Origin of the sequence: Mucilaginibacter sp., assembly GCF_025362475.1 — a bacterium.
In the GTDB taxonomy this organism is placed as follows: Bacteria; Bacteroidota; Bacteroidia; order Sphingobacteriales; family Sphingobacteriaceae; genus Mucilaginibacter.
Genome location: NZ_JANYGH010000038.1, coordinates 43,828 through 60,910, shown reverse-complemented (window position 1 = coordinate 60,910; position 17,083 = coordinate 43,828). Strand labels below are relative to the sequence as shown.

Here is a 17,083-nt window from a genome sequence, read left to right as displayed (position 1 = left end):
TCCAAACAAAACAATAACACTATGAAAAAGATCATTTTAACAGCCGCTATTTTTTTAGGTTGTTTATCAATAAAACCTGCCAGTGCACAAATAAGTTTAAGCATCAATATTGGCAGTCAACCAGACTGGGGACCAACCGGCTACGATCATGCAGACTATTACTACATGCCCGATATTGATTCCTACTATGATGTAAATACACATCAATATGTATATTTCAATAATAACGCGTGGATTCATTCAGCCGCATTACCTCCGCGTTACAGCAATTACGATGTTTACCATAGCTACAAGGTTGTAGTAAATGAGCGTACACCATGGGTTCGTAACAATGTTTACCGCACCAAATATGCAAACTACAGGGGGCGCCATGATCAAAACATCATCCGCGACAGCCGTGACGTGAAATACACCAAGCATTGGAATGGCAACGGCAATGGTAAAGGCAACAGACAAGTTGTACGCAAAGAAGTACGTAACGACCGTAAAGACGACCGCAAAGATGACCGTAAAAATGATAAGGGTCATGGTCACAGAGATTAATTTTTGATTGTTTATTTTATATGAAACAGGCTTTCCATAACAGGAAGCCTGTTTTTTTATGCGCTGTTACAGGCAAGAGACCTATCTGCATTATGATTTTAAACTTTTTGGATTAAATGTTGTCATACATCCAACAATGCGCAACTATAAATGAATTCATCCGTATTGGCGCAGTACTTTAACAAAATTATCAAATGAAAAAAATCATCCTGTCAGCAGCAATAATACTAAGCTGCTTCGCTATTAAAACAGCCAGCGCACAAGTAAGCGTTAGCCTGGGTTTAAATATTGGCAGCCAGCCTGCCTGGGGCCCTGTAGGTTATGACCACGCAAGTTATTATTACATGCCCGATATAGATACTTATTATGATGTACCTACCCATGAGTATGTTTATTTTGATAACAATATATGGGTACATCATACCTACTTACCGGTGCGTTACCGCAACTATGACCTGTATCATGGCTATAAAGTTGTTATAAACGACAGGAATCCATGGTTAAGGCATGATGTTTACAGAACAGAATATGCCGGTTACAGGGGCCGTCATGACCAGGGTTTTATCCGTAACAGCCGCGATACAAGGTATGCCAACTATTGGAGAGGCAATCATGATCGCAGGGGATCTTATAACCGTCCTAACTATGGTAACAGAGGATACGGACATCCTGAATTTCATGGTAACGGCGGCGGTCGTGATAACCACGGTGGCGGCGGACATGAGAACCACGGTGGTGGCGGACATGAAAACCACGGTGGCGGTGGACATGAGAATCACGGCGGCGGCGGACATGAAAACCACGGTGGTGGCGGACATGGAGGCGGTGGCGGACACGGCAGACATTAATCAATACCTTTAAAATATTAACAGGGTTCCCAAAAAGGAGGCCTGTTAATATTTGGGCACCTATTAACAACAATTAGTGACGGCTAACCATTACAAACGGGCTGCTTTTTATTTATGTTTGTGTGTTAGCCCGTCAACAGCAATGTATACACTATCAGAAGAGAATTATTTAAAAGCGATTTATCGCGTTGCGCAGCAAAAGGATGTTAAGATAACGCCTACCGCAATTGCCGAAACACTGGGTAACAACCCGGCATCGGTAGTGGATATGATACGCAAGCTTACCGAAAAGCAATTAATAGCTTATGATAAAAAACAGGGCGTAAAACTTACCCAGCTTGGATTAAAAGATGCTACATTGATAGTACGCAGGCACCGTTTATGGGAAGTTTTTTTGTTAGAGAAGCTGGGCTACCATTGGGACGAGATCCATGATATTGCCGAAGAACTGGAGCACATCAGTGATATTACACTGGCCGACAGGCTTGATAAATTCCTGGGCTTCCCGGAGTACGATCCGCATGGCGACCCGATACCCAAAGCCAATGGCAAGGTCCCCAAATCATTTTCAGTAACCCTAACCGATCTTAAAGCCGGCACCACCTGCCGTGTAGCCGCGGTTCGCGATACCAGCAATACCTTTTTACAATATCTTATTAAACTGGATATTGGCATAGGCACCCGCATCCAACTGATAGAAAAGATCCCCTTTGATAATTCCCTTGTGATTAGCATCAACGGTAAAGAAAACACCACCGTATCTCAAAAATTTGGCGAGAACATTTTAATAGATTAATTAAAAAAAAACGATCTGCAGATTGTCAACCTTTCGTCCTAATTTAAGAATATTTCAACTTTATTGGCCGTAAATTATCGATTTACGGTATTTACAAGCCCTTTTTCATCTTATTTTCATACAAGCCATCTACTTTAGTATTTGTGGAGTAACGGTGTAGCCTTTTTACCAGGAAATTTACCGCTTCTGCAACTGGGTTAGAGTTGTTTGATTTTTTGACGATAAAGAATTTCATTTATGTTGGCAGTAAAAACTTTAAGTAACAATTTAGCCACCTACAGGCGCAACGTTTACGCAATGGGTGATAAGTTTGAGATAAGTGTTGTTGGGAACGATCACTTGCTGGCCAATGAGCAAATAAACATTGCCATTTGTGAAATTAACCGGGTAGAAAAATTACTGTCGGCCTTTGGCGATGATAGTAACATTAAACAAATTAACCGTAACGCGGGCATTGAACCGGTAAAAGCCAATGGCGAAATATTCAGGTTGATTGACAGAGCTTTGCAAATATCTGAACTTACTCATGGTGCCTTTGATATTACCTATTTTACAGGTAATAATGTAACAGGTAATGATAATGCACTTGTTGAAAATGCTCCTGTTAAAACCGCTCCATATTCGGTAATGCAAACCAACTACCAGAGTGTTATACTTGACGCCGCTAAACAAACCATCTTTTTAAAAGAAAAAGGTATGCGCATTGGCTTTGGCGCCAATAGCAAAGGTTACGCTGCCGATAGGGCAAAATATGTTTTACAAATGAACGGCGTAAACAGTGGTGTAATTAATTCAGGCGGCGATTTGTTAACCTGGGGAACCCAGCCTAACCATAAACCATGGACAGTTGCAGCTGCCGATCCGGAGCAAAGAAAACAACCATTTGCTCACCTTAACATTAGTGATATGGCTTTTGCTACTTCAGTAAATGCCGAAAAATATGCCAGTGTAAGTAAAAAGAAATTCCAAAGCGTAACAAATACCAACAAAGGATTCCCGGTAAGCGAAATTAAAAGCGTAAGCATCATTAGCCCAACAGCCGAACTTTCTGATGCAATGGCTTCGCCGGTAATTAATATTGGCGTTAACGCAGGTATGTACTTAATAAACCAGCTAAATCAAATAGCTTGTATCATTATTGACGATCAAAACAGGGTTTACACATCAAAAGATGTAACCATCTGATATAAAATAAATTATAACCTATCAATTATTCAGGCAACGTGTTTATTTACAAATTATCCGGGCAATACCTGCCGGTTAAATAATTTAGTAACGTAATTGTTATCAACAGCCCCCTCCCCCTTGGGTATTACTGTTTAAATTGACCGATATTTGAATACAATTTTAAGTTTTTCTTCCCCCCAATGATAAAGTGGTTTGCGTATATTGTCCTCGTATTGATATTTGCACCATATTTATCATCTGCCGTTATTAAAAACAGCCCGTTAAATTCTGTTTATAATTTCCGTATGATTACGGTATTGCATGATAATCTATCTGCGGATACTATATTGTCAAAAAGCAAAAAACAGCAGGAACTGGATGAAAAAAATAAAATTAAAGAGGTAGCTAAGGCAAGAAGACAGGCAAAGCCCGAAAAGGTTGACGAAAATGGCAATACTACACCAGCCAAACCAAAACCGAAAAGACAGCGTCGGCCCGAAGGATTGGAGCGTCCGCCAGAAATACCACGAAGAAATGGCAATTAAACAGGTTAACAAACAATTTACCGATTTTTGATGAAGTACCTTTGCTTACTTTTTTTTGTGATGGGTAGTAATACCTTATATGCTGCAGGTATTAACACAGACCTTTTTACGCGCAACAACCTCCATGTTGTTGCCGATACAGATACCATTATCAGAAAGCAATCTGTTTCTGTAGGGATAAATTACGGCAGCGATGCGCTCTTTTTTGGTCGTACCGGGCCAGTCAAATACCCGTTTGTAACCGGCGACCTTATCTATAACACTAAACAGGGCTTCTTTGCCTACGGTTCGATACTCAAAGTTTTGGGATACACACCGATTGATGAAGTAGATCTGGGTGGTGGATATTTTTACAAATTTTCTAAAGATTTTTCGGGAGCGGCAAGCTACACGCGCTTTATTTTTAATAAAGATGCCAATGTTATAAAATCAGCATCATCAAATGATGTCAACCTCAAAAACTCCTATGATTGGCACTTCGTAAAAACAAGTGTGATCATGGATTACCTTTTTGGCAAATCAAACGATTTTTTTGTAACCGTAACCAACTCCAAATATATTGAAACCAGCTGGAGTATTTTTGATGACAAGGATTACCTTTCCTTTAATCCATCCTTTAATTTTATAACGGGCACCCAAAATTTTGTACAGCGCTATTCTCTTGACCATCGTTTTAAAGATGATATAGACAATATTTATGTACACAATGACCCCAACTCTGCACGTTATAACAGGAAGTTTAAGATGCTCAACTACAGTTTTAAATTGCCCATTGCCTATAACAGACCGCATTATACGTTGGAAGCATCGTGGCGATACTCTATCCCGGTTAACGTTGAGGGGGCGCTTGAAAACAGAAAAGAATCATTTTTTAACTTTACCTTTTACTACCTCTTTTATTAAACCGGGTATATGAATGTTTTAATAATTGAAGACGAAAAAGCACTTGCACAGGAACTTGAAATCTTCCTGACAAATTATAACTACATATGCGAGGTTTGTTACGACGGAACTTCGGCATCTGAAAAGATTGCTACCAATCTCTACGATTTTATTTTGATAGATCTGGGGCTGCCAGATTATGAGGGGCTTGACCTGCTGAAAGAAGCCAAAAAGCTCGATTCGGACGCGGCCTGCATCATACTTACAGCACGCGCCGAAATTACCGACCGCATTAAAGGTCTTGATCTTGGCGCCGATGATTATCTGCCCAAACCATTTTCGTTATTAGAGCTTCAAAGCCGCATGCAGGCAATAATCCGCCGCAAATTTGGTGTTAAAAACAATATAATTGAACTCGACGGTTTCCTTATCGATCTTACAAACCGTACCATTACATACGGCAGCAGTACGGTAAATGCCATCACAAAAAAGGAATTTGATCTTATTGCTTATTTAATTTTACATAAAAACCGCACCCTTACCCGCATGCAGCTAAGTGAACACATTTGGGGCAGCGTGGTTAATAATGATTACGACTCCAACTATATAGATGCGCACATTAAAAATATCCGGAAAAAATTAAATGCCTTTGCATCGCCCGATTGGCTGGAAACCGTAAGAGGACTGGGCTACAAAATTAAAATCAACGCTTAAGTATTGAAACTCAGAACAAAACTTACGCTTTTTAACGCCATATCAAAACTGGTGATTGCCATACTATTTGTATTGCTGGTACCGGTATTGATCAAAAATATCAGCAGTAATTATGTAGATAGCAAGCTGATAAAACAAAAAAACAAACTACTGCAAATAGTAAAAAGCCGGGGCATTGAAACCTACATTGTAAACGGCGAAGGGTACGGAAGTTACCTGCCCCTTAAAGATGAATATATAAGTCTTGACGAGGTTGAACCTAATTATTATTTAGATACCATTAAAAGAGGGAAACGCCTTTTTAGTGAGGGAGATACGCTTGAATACCGCATATTGAGCCATACTTTTAAAGTAAAAAATAAAAATTACCTACTGGAGATAGGCAAAAGTGTTGATACACTTGATGAAACCAGTACCCCGCTTCAAAACATAGCCTTCCAGGTATTGCTGGGCATGATCCTGCTTACCATCCTGGCCGACCAGGTTTATTCCAATTACGTACTTAAGCCACTCCGCACTATTATAAAAACAAAACTGATTGGTCAAAAGTTCCCTAATTTCCAGTCGTACCGGAAAGTGCGGACCAACACCTCTGATTTTGAACACCTTGATCTGAGCATTCATAAAATGATTGAGACCATTGCTGATAAATTCCATAAGGAGCGTGAGTTTATTTCTAATGCCTCGCACGAGCTCATGACCCCAATCTCCATCCTTCAATCAAAAATCGAGAACATGTTTGAAGAGGAGGATATCAGCGACGAGATTAAGGTACGTTTACTGGAGATGCAAAAGATCCTGAACCGTTTAAAAAGCATTACCAAAACACTACTCCTGATATCGCAAATTGAGAACGAACAGTTTTTAAAGGAAGACAAAGTAGCCGTAAGCGAATTACTGCAGGATGTATATGATGAAATCTCCATCCGCTTGCAGGATAAAAACATCAGCTATGATATTTCTATCCCCGATAACTGGTACCTGGTTAATATTAATAAATTCCTGCTGTTCAACCTGTTTTTTAACCTTATCAATAACGCTATTAAATATAACCGCGAAGGTGGCAGCATCCGGGTAACGGCAGTAGCAGTTCATGATAAATTTATCATCAGCATTACGGATACAGGCATAGGCATTGACGCCGATGCGCTTCCATCCATATTTAATCGCTTCAAAAAAATTCGCCAGTCGTTACAGCAGGAGAGTTTTGGACTTGGCCTGCCAATTGTAAAATCAATAGCCGGCTTTCATGATATCGAAATTGAGGTAGTATCAGAAAAAGATGCGGGCAGCACTTTTAAACTTATATTTCCGGCTACCTTAATAGTGGTTAATAATTAACCGGGCCCTTTCCGTGTATCGATAATTTTACATTTGATGTACTAAAAATTAGCCACTTTTTAGTGCCCACACTAAAGGGTGCACGCAAGCCCGAAATCCACTTTCTTAATTGTTAAAAAAGTAACGCCATAGTAATGATTCGCCTTCAATATTAGGGAATATACCTTTTGGCATTAGCTTTGCAAATAACAACTTATATACATATATAATATTATGAAATCTTTAAGAATAAGGGTAGCTACTTTTAGTTTAGCATTAGCAACAGCAGGCATTTTAAGCGCAGGCTGTAACTCATTAACCAAAACGCAAAAGGGTGCTGCAATTGGTGCCGGTGCCGGTGGTACCGTAGGTGCATTTATTGGCAAGGCAGCTGGCAATACAGCGTTAGGAGCTATTATAGGTGGTGCTGTAGGTGGTACAGCAGGTGCCTTTATTGGCCGTAACATGGATAGGCAGGCTGCAGAAATAAAACAAACTGTGCCCGGTGCTACCGTAACCCGTGAAGGCGAAGGTATCCTTGTAAAATTTGACTCAGGTATTTTGTTTGATACCGATAAATCGGCGCTTAAAGCAGAAGCGCAATCTAATTTACAAAAATTAGCGGCCTCGCTTCAAAATAATCCCGAAACAAATATTTTAATTGTTGGCCATACCGATAATACTGGTTCCAATGCCCACAACATGACTTTATCTGTGCAAAGGGCCGAATCTGTAAAATCATTTATAGCCGCAGCCAACGTTGCTTCATCACGTTTACAAACTTCCGGAAAAGGCGAAACTGAGCCAATTGCTGATAACACAACAGTTGATGGCCGTTCAAAAAACCGTAGGGTAGAGATTGTAATTGTTGCTAACACAACAATGAAAAACGAAGCCAAACAAGCCGGTCAGTAATAAGCAATTTCAATAATATATTGTTATAATAAAAGATCAAGTTAATTGTAAAAACCTGGCCGCGAGGGCCGGGTTTTTTATTTTACGGATATTATAATAACACAAAAAACAATTTGTAATCAATGAGTTAATCAATTACATTTGTTATATGTTAAAAAGATCAGGAGCGATATTACTAACTGTGCTGTACGCTGTTACGGTATTGGGCTTTGCTCTTAATCTGCATTATGTAGGCAGCAAGGCTGCTTCTGCAAAAACAAACACGGCAGTTATCAATTGTAGTTCAACAGGAAAGACAAATTGTTGCAAACGCACTCCGGTTAAGCCAAAAATTAATGATACTTTCCACGACGAAGCAACATCTTTTTTTAGCAAAGTATTCGCGTTTGCACTACCACAGTTACCCTTTAAAACCTTTTCTATTCACCACGGCAATCTGTATTTGCGAAAGTTTTTGACAGGGAACCAACCGACGAACCCTCGCGAGGTACCGCAACATTTATCCAAACCTTCATTTTCCGTAACTGATAAATTAATTGAACGCCCCGGCAATTTCACTTTCGGTTTATCTCAAAAAGTAGTTTAAAAATGAAAACGCTCAAAATATTCATCATCCTGTTTTCCCTGTCTGCTACCCTTGCCAAAGCACAGTTTATCAAAGCCGAGTTGCAGGTTAGCGGCCTTACCTGTGCTCTTTGTGCCAAAACAACAGAAAAGTCTTTACGCGCACTTCCTTTTGTAAGCGAAATTAAAACCGACCTAATCCGCAATACCTATCTTATTACTTTTAAAAATGATGTACCGGTAAACTTCGAGCATATCAGCAAAAAGGTACAAGATTCCGGCTTCTCGGTAAACAGCCTGAAAGCCACATACAACTTTGATAACACCAAAGTTGCCGATAACTATTTTAGCTACGGGGGCGATACCTACCGCTTGCTTAATCCCGCTGATAAATCCATCAATGGAACGGTTAACGTTACCGTTGTTGATTTTGGTTTCGCGCCAAAATCGGTATCCAAAAAATACCTGGGCCAGGTAACTGATAAAGCTCCTGCCTCCGGCCGTATCTATCATTTAGCGATATAGAACTTTAGCGGCTCTCTAAAATAAATACACCATCCGTCAATTATAAGTTGTAAAATTTCGCGAAACGCTGAAGTAGAAATGACGTTTTAAAAGGTTTGTCATCCTGAGGAACGAAGGATCTATTCGCCGACCTGTACAGGGCGAAGAAGCATGGCGAACAACAGATCCTTCACTGCGTTCAGGATGACAAAAAGTTTTTTTTGCAAAAAAAAGCGCGACCATTTTCACGGTCACGCTGCTGTAGGGGATATTAAAAAAATCTTTTAAACTCTGATATAGATCTTATTCTTATCTAACAGCCAACCTACGCTCCAACATATAAGCATATAGCTGATAGCAAATAATAGTGAGCCTATGGCGCCGGGCGCTATTACCTGGTACAAATTATCATTTATCCAGCCGTATAAACTGCCGCCCTTTACCGTGAACATGTAAAAAAAGATAACCAGCGTTTCTGACAGTACATAAATTGGCAGCGGATTTTTACCTAAAATGGTAAAGAAACGGGTCCAGTTACCTTTGTTCCAATCGTTTATTTCGAGGGCATAAACCAGGAAAGAAAGGATCACCAGGTCGAGTCCGGTTGTAACCAGTACAAATGAGCTGCTCCACAGCTTTTTGTTGATTGGGAATACCATATTCCAGCACAAGGCCAGGAATATGAACAGGCAGCCCATCAGCAACATTTTAGATATCACATCATATCCCTTGCCCTTTTGTTGAATAAACTTCCCGGCATAATAACCAACAACTACGTTAACAATAGCCGGTAGCGTACTCAATATACCTTCGGGGTCAAAAGCTATCTTCTCGCCATGATACAGATGGTTATCGCCTAATACAAATTTATCAAGAAAGATACCCGCGTTCCCCGTCATACTCAAGGGATTTGATGGATCACCAAAAACCAGTAGGATTACCCAGTAACCAATTAAAAACAATACCGATAGTATGATAACCGATTGTTTTGACAGAAAATGGATCATGAGTGATGCAAAACAATAGCACAATGCTATCCTTTGCAAAACCCCCATAATACGGGTATGGCTTATAGGCGAAAACTCAACATGTCCCTTATCTAAGCTAAAGAAGGGGAACCAATACATCAGGTAACCTATTAAAAATATCAGCAGGGTACGTTTAAATATTTTCGCTAGCACCGCTGCGTTACCCATTTCCAGGTAGCGTTTCATAGAAAAGCTCATGGCATTACCAACGGCGAATAAAAATGAAGGAAAAACCAGGTCGGTAGGTGTAAAACCATGCCAGGCCGCATGTTCCAATGGCGAAAATGCCTGCGCACCGCTACCGGGTGTATTTACAATGATCATAAAGCATATGGTCATCCCTCTAAATACATCCAGCGATAAAAATCGTGTTGATGATTTGTTCATGTTTTGGTTTAAAAAAGTTTTTACCGGTTTGCAGCAGGGAACAATACCCGGTAGTCTATAAAATATGCCGGGATATTGCTATCCCGGCAGCATTAATTAATGGTATCCTGGATTTTGTTTAAGTACAGGGGCGCCACCTTTCGCGCTCAGGTCAATCTCGGTAAGTGGAATTGGGTAGTATTCGCTTTTCCCTTTCACAAATTTGCCCCCTTTAACATCATTGGTTAGTGTACTTTGATAAGCGATATAGGCATTAAGCTCTGTATCAGCAATACCCCATCTTACCAGGTCAAAAAAGCGATGACCTTCCATGGCTAACTCAATTTTCCGCTCAAAATAAATGGCTTTAAGTGCAAAATCCTTACTTGCAAAAGCACCGGGCAAATAAGGGCTCACTTTATAATTTGCAGCAGGCGTATTGGTAAAACCCGCGGTAGGGTTATCATCGTTTTTATAACTATGCACCCACCCTGTTGTATTAGCAGCCCGGTTGCGCACCATATTAACATAACTTTCTGCCTTATCAAAATTACCAAGTTGTGCTTCAACTTCGGCAGCCATGAGCAATACATCGGCATAACGGATCAGGTTATAATTGATGCCAGAGCCTGGAGCCCATGATGTATTATCACCATTGGTAGTTTGCTCGGCCTGACCGTAAACATTTTTAATGGGCGAGTAAGGGCCCGCGTACTGCTGATCCCTTATCCAATCGGTACCCGGGTGTAAGCCCCAGTCAAGAAAAGGAATGCCTCTGCGACCAACCGTCCAGTCTAACCGCGGATCTACTGTTCCGGCCTCGGGGGTAAAATCTCCATCGGCGGCAATGCCCATATCCGTTTTTAACGCATGGCTGTTATAATCGTCAAGGTATGGTAAGCCGGTAACCGCATTTGTGCGGAAATGGTTTGCCAGATCAATGGAAGGCTGATAAAAACCGCAGCAACTAAACGGACTGCTATTACCGTAAGGAAAATTCAGCATATCGCCATTGTTGGCATTTGAAGGGCCACCCGGATCTGTATTGGCAGCTGCCTGAACCGCAAAAACAGACTCGGCGCTGTTATTGGTTGCCGCCCTAAAATTATCATTAAACCTAGTGTTCAACGTATACTTTTGCCCCAAAGCGGTTACACCGTGGCCTATAACAGCGTCAAAAACCACTTTTGCCTCGGCATATTTATGTTCATATAAATATGTTTTTGCTAAATAAGCACCCGCGGCCCACTTGTTGGCACGGCCAACATTATCCTGCGTATTAGGCAAATTATCATACGCGTATTTAAAATCAGCTTCAATTTTTGGCCAAATATCAGTTGTGTTGGGCTGATTGATATCCGTTGTGGTTTCATCAAGATAAGGCACATTATTAAACATCTTTTTCAGATCGAAATAATAATGCCCCCGTAAAAACTTTGCCTGGGCCAATATATTGGTTTTTGCCGCGGCAGTAATTACGGCAACCTTTCCTGTTATTTTAATAGTGTTATTGGTTCTTGAAACGCCTTCAAAATCGGCCCTCCATTTACTATCAAAAAAGCCGTTGCTCGCATCGGGGTTATACTTCAGGATAGGTTCAATGGGCTGCTGATCGCCGGCAATACTTCCCTTTGAAGCATCACCACCCGCAACTCCTCCATATATCCAATTATCAGGCGATGCCTCCCAGGCTCCGCCGCCGCCTATAGCCGCATCCCCACCCTGCTGCCCGTCTAAAACGGCATAAGCGCCTACAAGCAGCTCATTAGCTCCTGCTTCTGTTTCCAAAAACTGCGGCTCAAGCGCACCTGTAATTGGTTTATCAAGAAATGTTTTCTTACATGCACCAAGAGCCAAAACGCTGAACAACATGATGCTGAAATATTTTTTTGCTTTCATTGTAATACTTTTAATGCTGTTGTTATAATGAAAAATTAACTCCGAATAAAAATGTACGTGGACTGGCATAGCTGCCTTCGTCAATACCAAAGTCTTTGGTATTACCACTTAGCTCGGGGTCAATCCCGCTGTAACCGGTTAAAGTAAACAGGTTGGTTGCCGATACATATATCCTTAACTTTTGAACACCAACCTTTTTTAAACTGTTAATATTAAATGTGTAGCCAATTTGCGCGTTACGCATACGCACATAGGTTCCGTTTTCAACAAAATACGAGTTGGGTGTTGCGCCGCTGCTGGTTGATGCATCCAATTCCTGTATAGGAGCCTTTGCATTTTGATGCGTCGGGGTCCATGAATCATTAAGGGCGGTGTAGCTTTTAGCTGTTCCAAATGAAGCATAAAAGTCTCTCCAGTATTTAACACTGTTCCACAATTTGTTGCCGAATGAGCCATAAAGAAATATGCTGGCATCAAAGTTTTTATAATTTACACCCAGGTTTAGCCCGGCAGTAACCTTAGGGTTAGGATTGCCAATAAATGTACGGTCAGCATCGGTAATTATACCATCGCCATTTACATCTTTATACCTGAAGCGGCCCACCTTTGTATCTGATTGGTAAACCGCATTTGGATCATTACTTATTTTTTGAGCGCTGGCATCGGCGGCATCAATCTGGCCCTGGTTATTCCAAAAGCCTACTACCTGGTATCCGTAAAATTCACCTAATGAGTGGCCCACGGCGCTCCTGGTAATTGGGCTATCAAAACGGCTTGTGGCATCACCTACAAAATAGGTTCTGTCATCAGATACTTTTAATATTTTGTTATTGTAAGTAGTTATAGTACCGGTAGCGCTAAAATTAAGGTCTTTGCTCGCTCTGATGTTGCCGGTTACAGATATATCAAGACCTTCAGTTTTCATTTTACCCACGTTTTGAGCGGGTACCTGCCCGTTACCGGCCGTGCCTAATTGCGTGGCGGCGTATAAAAGATCCTTTATATCCTTACGATAGTAATCGGCTGTTATTGCTATTTTACCATCAAGTATGGTAGCATCAAACCCAAAGTTGGAGTTGATATCCTTTTCCCATAAAGCATGAGGGTTGGCTATCTGATCCTGGTAAAAGCCCGGCAATAGTGCGGAGTTACCATCTAAGGGATAATATGACTGGCCAATATTAGTACCAAAGGTGGTATAAGCATCCTTTGATCCCATATTAATCTGGTTACCCATTATACCCCAGCCACCTCTCACTTTAAGATCGGTAAGCCATTTTGCATCTTTAAGAAAACTTTCCTGTGATATACGCCAGCCCGCACTAAATGCCGGGAAATAACCGTAGCGTTGGTCTACAGGGAATTTTGATGAACCATCGCGGCGAATGGTTGCGTTAAACAGGTATTTGTTATCATAAATATAATCAAGACGCGCAAATTCAGACAACAACGATGTGGAGCTTTTACTACTGTAATTGTTTTTGTTTGTTGTACCTGTCGAAAGGTTCACATAATCAGGATCAAAATTATAAAAGCCCTGTATACTGCCTCCAAGGCTTTTATCATACGTTTCAACCGACTCGGTACCTACCACAACGTTAAGATTATGCTTCCCGAAGATTTTTTGATAGGTTAGGGTATTGGTCCAGTTATAACTGTAACTATTGGCAGAGTTTTCGTTATAGCTGTTTATGAGAGAATTTTCAACGTTTTCATAGGTTGGATAGGTAAACGCGTGGTCGTTGCTATTGGTGATATCGCCTCCAAAACTGGTACGCAGGGTAAGCCCCTTAAAAATATCCGCTTCGGCAAACATGTTACCCAACAGGCGGTAAGCTGTAGAACCATTGTTTTTGGTGCGCTGCTGTATAGCCACCGGGTTATTGGCATCGCCCAGGCCGGTACCATAACTACCGGCATAATTACCTTTTATATCATAAACCGGGATTATTGGCTGCTCTCTCAAGCCCATAGCGATAACACCATCCGGACTGTTGGCGGTGATCTGTGCATGGTTGGCCGCGGCTACCTGTGGCGTTCTGGTAATGGAATATGACAGGTTTTCGCCTACCCTGATGTGTTTGGTTATATTAAAGTTGGTGTTTGAGCGTAGTGTGTATCGTTTAAGATAGGTATCTATCAACGTACCCTGCTGATTAAAATAGTTAAGCGAAAACAGGTAGTTTGCCTGCTCGGTACTGCCACTTAATGTTAAGTTATGACTTTCTATCGGCGCGGTTTTAAACAGCTCGTGATACCAGTCTGTACCGGCTTTATTGGCTCTTGTTATCCTGTAAAAATTATTATAGTCGTTGGGCGATGTATAAAAAGGATTGACATAGTATTTTGAAGGATTTACCGATGGATCGCCTTCTTTGGCCCCGGCGGGTGTTATATAATCAGGCAGTGTAAAGGTTGTTCCGGTGCCCGAAGGATTATACAACGGATCCTGGAGATCAGTAATACCCGAGTTTTTTTGTGCTGTTAACTGCAGGTTGGCCATCTGCTGCGGGTTAAGCGTATTCCAAACGTTGCCTCCTTTTGGCACCTGTGTGCCATAATAAGCATCGTATTGTACACTCACTTTACCCTTACCTCTTTTAGTGGTAATGATGATAACCCCGTTTGCCGCCCTGGCTCCGTATATAGAGGCCGAACTTGCATCCTTTAACACCTGTAACGATTCCACATCATTGGGGTTAATGGTACTTACATCATAAGTTTCCATACCATCCACCACGTACAATGGCGTATTATCCCCAAATGTGTTAAACCCCCTGATGTGTACCTGGGGTTCTTCGCCCGGCTGGCCCGAGCCTGTTACTGTAACACCAGATGCCTGGCCCTGCAACTGGCTGTTTACTGATGATGAAGCCTGCTTATTTAAATCTTTAACATTTACAACAGCCACGGCACCGGTAAGATCCTTTTTCTTTTGGGTGGTATAACCAACCACAACTACCTCGTTGAGGGCCTTTGACTCCTCTACCAATTTTACGTTGATGATGGTTTTCCCGTTAACAGCTATCTCCTGGGGTGTAAAACCCAAAAAGTTAAAAAGAAGTGATCCGGTACCATCGGGCAGCGTTAAGCTATACTTACCATCAATATTGGTAACCGTACCTAAGGTACTTCCCTTAAGCTTTATACTTACTCCCGGCAATGGCGCGCCGGCAGCATCGGTAACTGTACCTGTTACCGTAAGGGTAACAATGGCCTCCCCATCTGTTGGTTTAATAATAATGATATCATCCACCACCTGGAAGGTGAGCTGTTGATTTTTAAGTACATGGTTCATTACCGTTTCAATACTGGCATCCTGTAGTTCAACGTTGATCTTTTTATCTACGTTAACCTGGTCCAGCCGGTAAAAAACCGTGTACTTGCTGCTTTTCTCAATCTGCTTAAACATCTGTTTAACAGATATATTGTTCACACTAAAGTTGTAAACATTTTGCGAGTAAGCGGCAGCGTGTATTTGCATTATTCCCGTTAAGAGTAAAACAGTTACAAGCTTCATAATTTTAATCGTTTTTTGCCATGCACGCACAGCCATTACAGATTTTCTGTCAAAATTTATCATAAATTTGTGTTTTAATTAGTTAATACGATGCTTCCCCAAGCGTAGGGTATTAGCTATTGATTTATAGGACCCGGGTGTTAGCGCACTTCGGGTTTTTTATTTTGAAAGAGAGCGTTAGTTTTTTATCATAGTTTGTTTTTTAATTTTTAAGATTAGCTGATTAGTTTTTATTGTTTTTAGTAATATTTACAGTGTTACCCGTTATAGCATAGTTGATAGCCGTATTGCCTTTAATTAACTCCAGAACCTTATCAATACTGGCCACATTTTTAAAGCTGCCAGAGTAGCGGATGTTTTGCAGCACGGTATCATCCATCATAATTTTTACATTGTACCTGCGCTCCAAAACCCTGGAGATCTCATCAAGCGTATTGCCATCAAACACCAGCAAATCATCCTTCCATCCATCATACCGGTTCAGCTTCGCCGAATCCACCTGCAGCACCTGTATCTCGTTCAGGTTTTTTAGCTCTTTATCATCCTGTTTTGCCGCGTATCGCTCTGCTTTGGGATAAAAGATCCTGAGCACCTGTTGTGGTTTCACATAAATACGGCTCATTTCATTGGCGTTGTTATCTACATTGCCCTCAACTGATACTTCTCCTTTTACCACTGTTGTTTCAAAAAACGAATCGTTAGGATAAGCCTTCAGGTTAAATTTTGTACCGATATCCCTGATGGTATAATTTTTAGTGTTAACCAAAAAAGGAATAGTTTTTTTTCCCGGAGCTATCTCAAAAAAAGCTTCGCCCTCCAGGTAAACCGTGCGGTTGGTTTTATTAAAATTAGTACTGTAATTAAGCTTGCTCCCTGCGTTTAACCAAACAATGGTACCATCATTTAAAATTATTTTTTTGATGCCGCCATTTTTAACCGATACCTGCCTTACACGCTGAATATTTTGTGAGTAATGGTTTACCAGCAACGCTGTAAGCACGCCAAACATGGCTACCACAGCGGCTACCTTACTCCACACTTTTAGCCTCACATATTTTGCCTCTTGCGGTATTGTTGCCAAAGCAAATTTATCAAAGGCTTTTTCCTCATTCACCACTCCCGGCTGCAGGTACAGCATATTTTGCCAGGTTTCATACAACTGTGCAAAATACTGTTCATTCTCCGGGTGCGCGCTTACCCATTCCCTTACCTGCGCGGTCTCCTTTTCATCGGCTTCGCGGGTTATATACTTTACCAGTAAAAGTTTTATCTCTTCGTTGTCCATTCTTATTATGATTACAAGACAATTGAAAAAGCGAATACCCTCAAGCACTTTGAAAATATTTTTTCATTAAATTGGGGGATATCACAAAAAGCCACCCGCTAATTGCGCACAACGTTGTTAACACAGAATTTTTGTACATTAGCTTATCATTATTTCCATATTAAATTTGAATCTTTCAAATTTTAAT

The 17,083-nt window shown here is 41.0% G+C and carries 16 protein-coding genes; 11 read left to right on the top strand and 5 right to left on the bottom strand.

Annotation, left to right across the window (positions count from 1 at the left end; all coding sequences use genetic code 11):
* Positions 1-21: 21 nt before the first annotated feature.
* From Q0R88_RS13550 to Q0R88_RS13540, 3 genes are all read left to right on the top strand, one after another.
* Positions 22-543, top strand: a complete 522-nt coding sequence (locus tag Q0R88_RS13550; RefSeq protein WP_295716885.1) for a hypothetical protein — start codon at positions 22-24, stop codon at positions 541-543.
* 194 nt (positions 544-737) lie between these two features.
* A complete protein-coding gene (locus Q0R88_RS13545) occupies positions 738-1,391 on the top strand; it encodes a hypothetical protein (RefSeq protein ID WP_295716884.1) in 654 nt (217 codons plus the stop codon).
* Between the two features lie 142 nt (positions 1,392-1,533).
* The gene (locus tag Q0R88_RS13540) at positions 1,534-2,187 is read left to right on the top strand and encodes a metal-dependent transcriptional regulator (RefSeq protein WP_295716883.1); all 654 of its coding nucleotides are present in this window, start codon (positions 1,534-1,536) and stop codon (positions 2,185-2,187) included.
* A gap of 91 nt (positions 2,188-2,278) precedes the next feature.
* On the opposite strand, the gene Q0R88_RS13535 is transcribed toward Q0R88_RS13540, so the two are convergent.
* Complete coding sequence (locus tag Q0R88_RS13535) at positions 2,279-2,422, bottom strand: hypothetical protein (protein ID WP_295716882.1); 144 nt, start codon at positions 2,420-2,422, stop codon at positions 2,279-2,281.
* 2 nt (positions 2,423-2,424) lie between these two features.
* On the opposite strand from Q0R88_RS13535, the gene Q0R88_RS13530 reads away from it, so the two are divergent.
* From Q0R88_RS13530 to Q0R88_RS13495, 8 genes are all read left to right on the top strand, one after another.
* Positions 2,425-3,372, top strand: coding sequence for an FAD:protein FMN transferase (locus Q0R88_RS13530; RefSeq protein WP_295716880.1), 948 nt, complete (start codon positions 2,425-2,427; stop codon positions 3,370-3,372).
* 182 nt (positions 3,373-3,554) lie between these two features.
* Positions 3,555-3,899 carry a hypothetical protein gene (locus Q0R88_RS13525; RefSeq protein WP_295716879.1) on the top strand — a complete coding sequence of 115 codons (345 nt, stop codon included), beginning with the start codon at positions 3,555-3,557 and terminating at the stop codon, positions 3,897-3,899.
* Positions 3,900-3,929: 30 nt separating this feature from the next.
* The gene (locus Q0R88_RS13520; RefSeq protein WP_295716877.1) at positions 3,930-4,802 is read left to right on the top strand and encodes a hypothetical protein; all 873 of its coding nucleotides are present in this window, start codon (positions 3,930-3,932) and stop codon (positions 4,800-4,802) included.
* 9 nt (positions 4,803-4,811) lie between these two features.
* Positions 4,812-5,495: a response regulator transcription factor gene (locus Q0R88_RS13515; protein WP_295716875.1), complete on the top strand. Its 684-nt coding sequence runs from the start codon at positions 4,812-4,814 to the stop codon at positions 5,493-5,495.
* Between the two features lie 3 nt (positions 5,496-5,498).
* The gene (locus Q0R88_RS13510) at positions 5,499-6,836 is read left to right on the top strand and encodes a HAMP domain-containing sensor histidine kinase (RefSeq protein ID WP_295716874.1); all 1,338 of its coding nucleotides are present in this window, start codon (positions 5,499-5,501) and stop codon (positions 6,834-6,836) included.
* Positions 6,837-7,049: 213 nt separating this feature from the next.
* A complete protein-coding gene (locus tag Q0R88_RS13505) occupies positions 7,050-7,730 on the top strand; it encodes an OmpA family protein (protein ID WP_295716872.1) in 681 nt (226 codons plus the stop codon).
* A gap of 148 nt (positions 7,731-7,878) precedes the next feature.
* Complete coding sequence (locus Q0R88_RS13500; RefSeq protein WP_295716871.1) at positions 7,879-8,316, top strand: hypothetical protein; 438 nt, start codon at positions 7,879-7,881, stop codon at positions 8,314-8,316.
* Positions 8,317-8,318: 2 nt separating this feature from the next.
* Positions 8,319-8,819, top strand: coding sequence for a heavy metal-associated domain-containing protein (locus tag Q0R88_RS13495; RefSeq protein ID WP_295716870.1), 501 nt, complete (start codon positions 8,319-8,321; stop codon positions 8,817-8,819).
* Between the two features lie 263 nt (positions 8,820-9,082).
* Here Q0R88_RS13495 and Q0R88_RS13490 read toward each other — a convergent pair whose 3' ends face one another.
* From Q0R88_RS13490 to Q0R88_RS13475, 4 genes are all read right to left on the bottom strand, one after another.
* Entirely contained in the window at positions 9,083-10,213 is a 1,131-nt protein-coding gene (locus Q0R88_RS13490) for a heparan-alpha-glucosaminide N-acetyltransferase domain-containing protein (RefSeq protein WP_295716869.1), read from the bottom strand.
* 96 nt (positions 10,214-10,309) lie between these two features.
* Positions 10,310-12,091, bottom strand: coding sequence for a RagB/SusD family nutrient uptake outer membrane protein (locus Q0R88_RS13485; RefSeq protein ID WP_295716867.1), 1,782 nt, complete (start codon positions 12,089-12,091; stop codon positions 10,310-10,312).
* A gap of 22 nt (positions 12,092-12,113) precedes the next feature.
* The gene (locus Q0R88_RS13480) at positions 12,114-15,674 is read right to left on the bottom strand and encodes a TonB-dependent receptor (RefSeq protein WP_295716866.1); all 3,561 of its coding nucleotides are present in this window, start codon (positions 15,672-15,674) and stop codon (positions 12,114-12,116) included.
* 160 nt (positions 15,675-15,834) lie between these two features.
* Positions 15,835-16,896, bottom strand: coding sequence for a FecR domain-containing protein (locus Q0R88_RS13475; RefSeq protein WP_295716864.1), 1,062 nt, complete (start codon positions 16,894-16,896; stop codon positions 15,835-15,837).
* Positions 16,897-17,083: the final 187 nt, after the last annotated feature.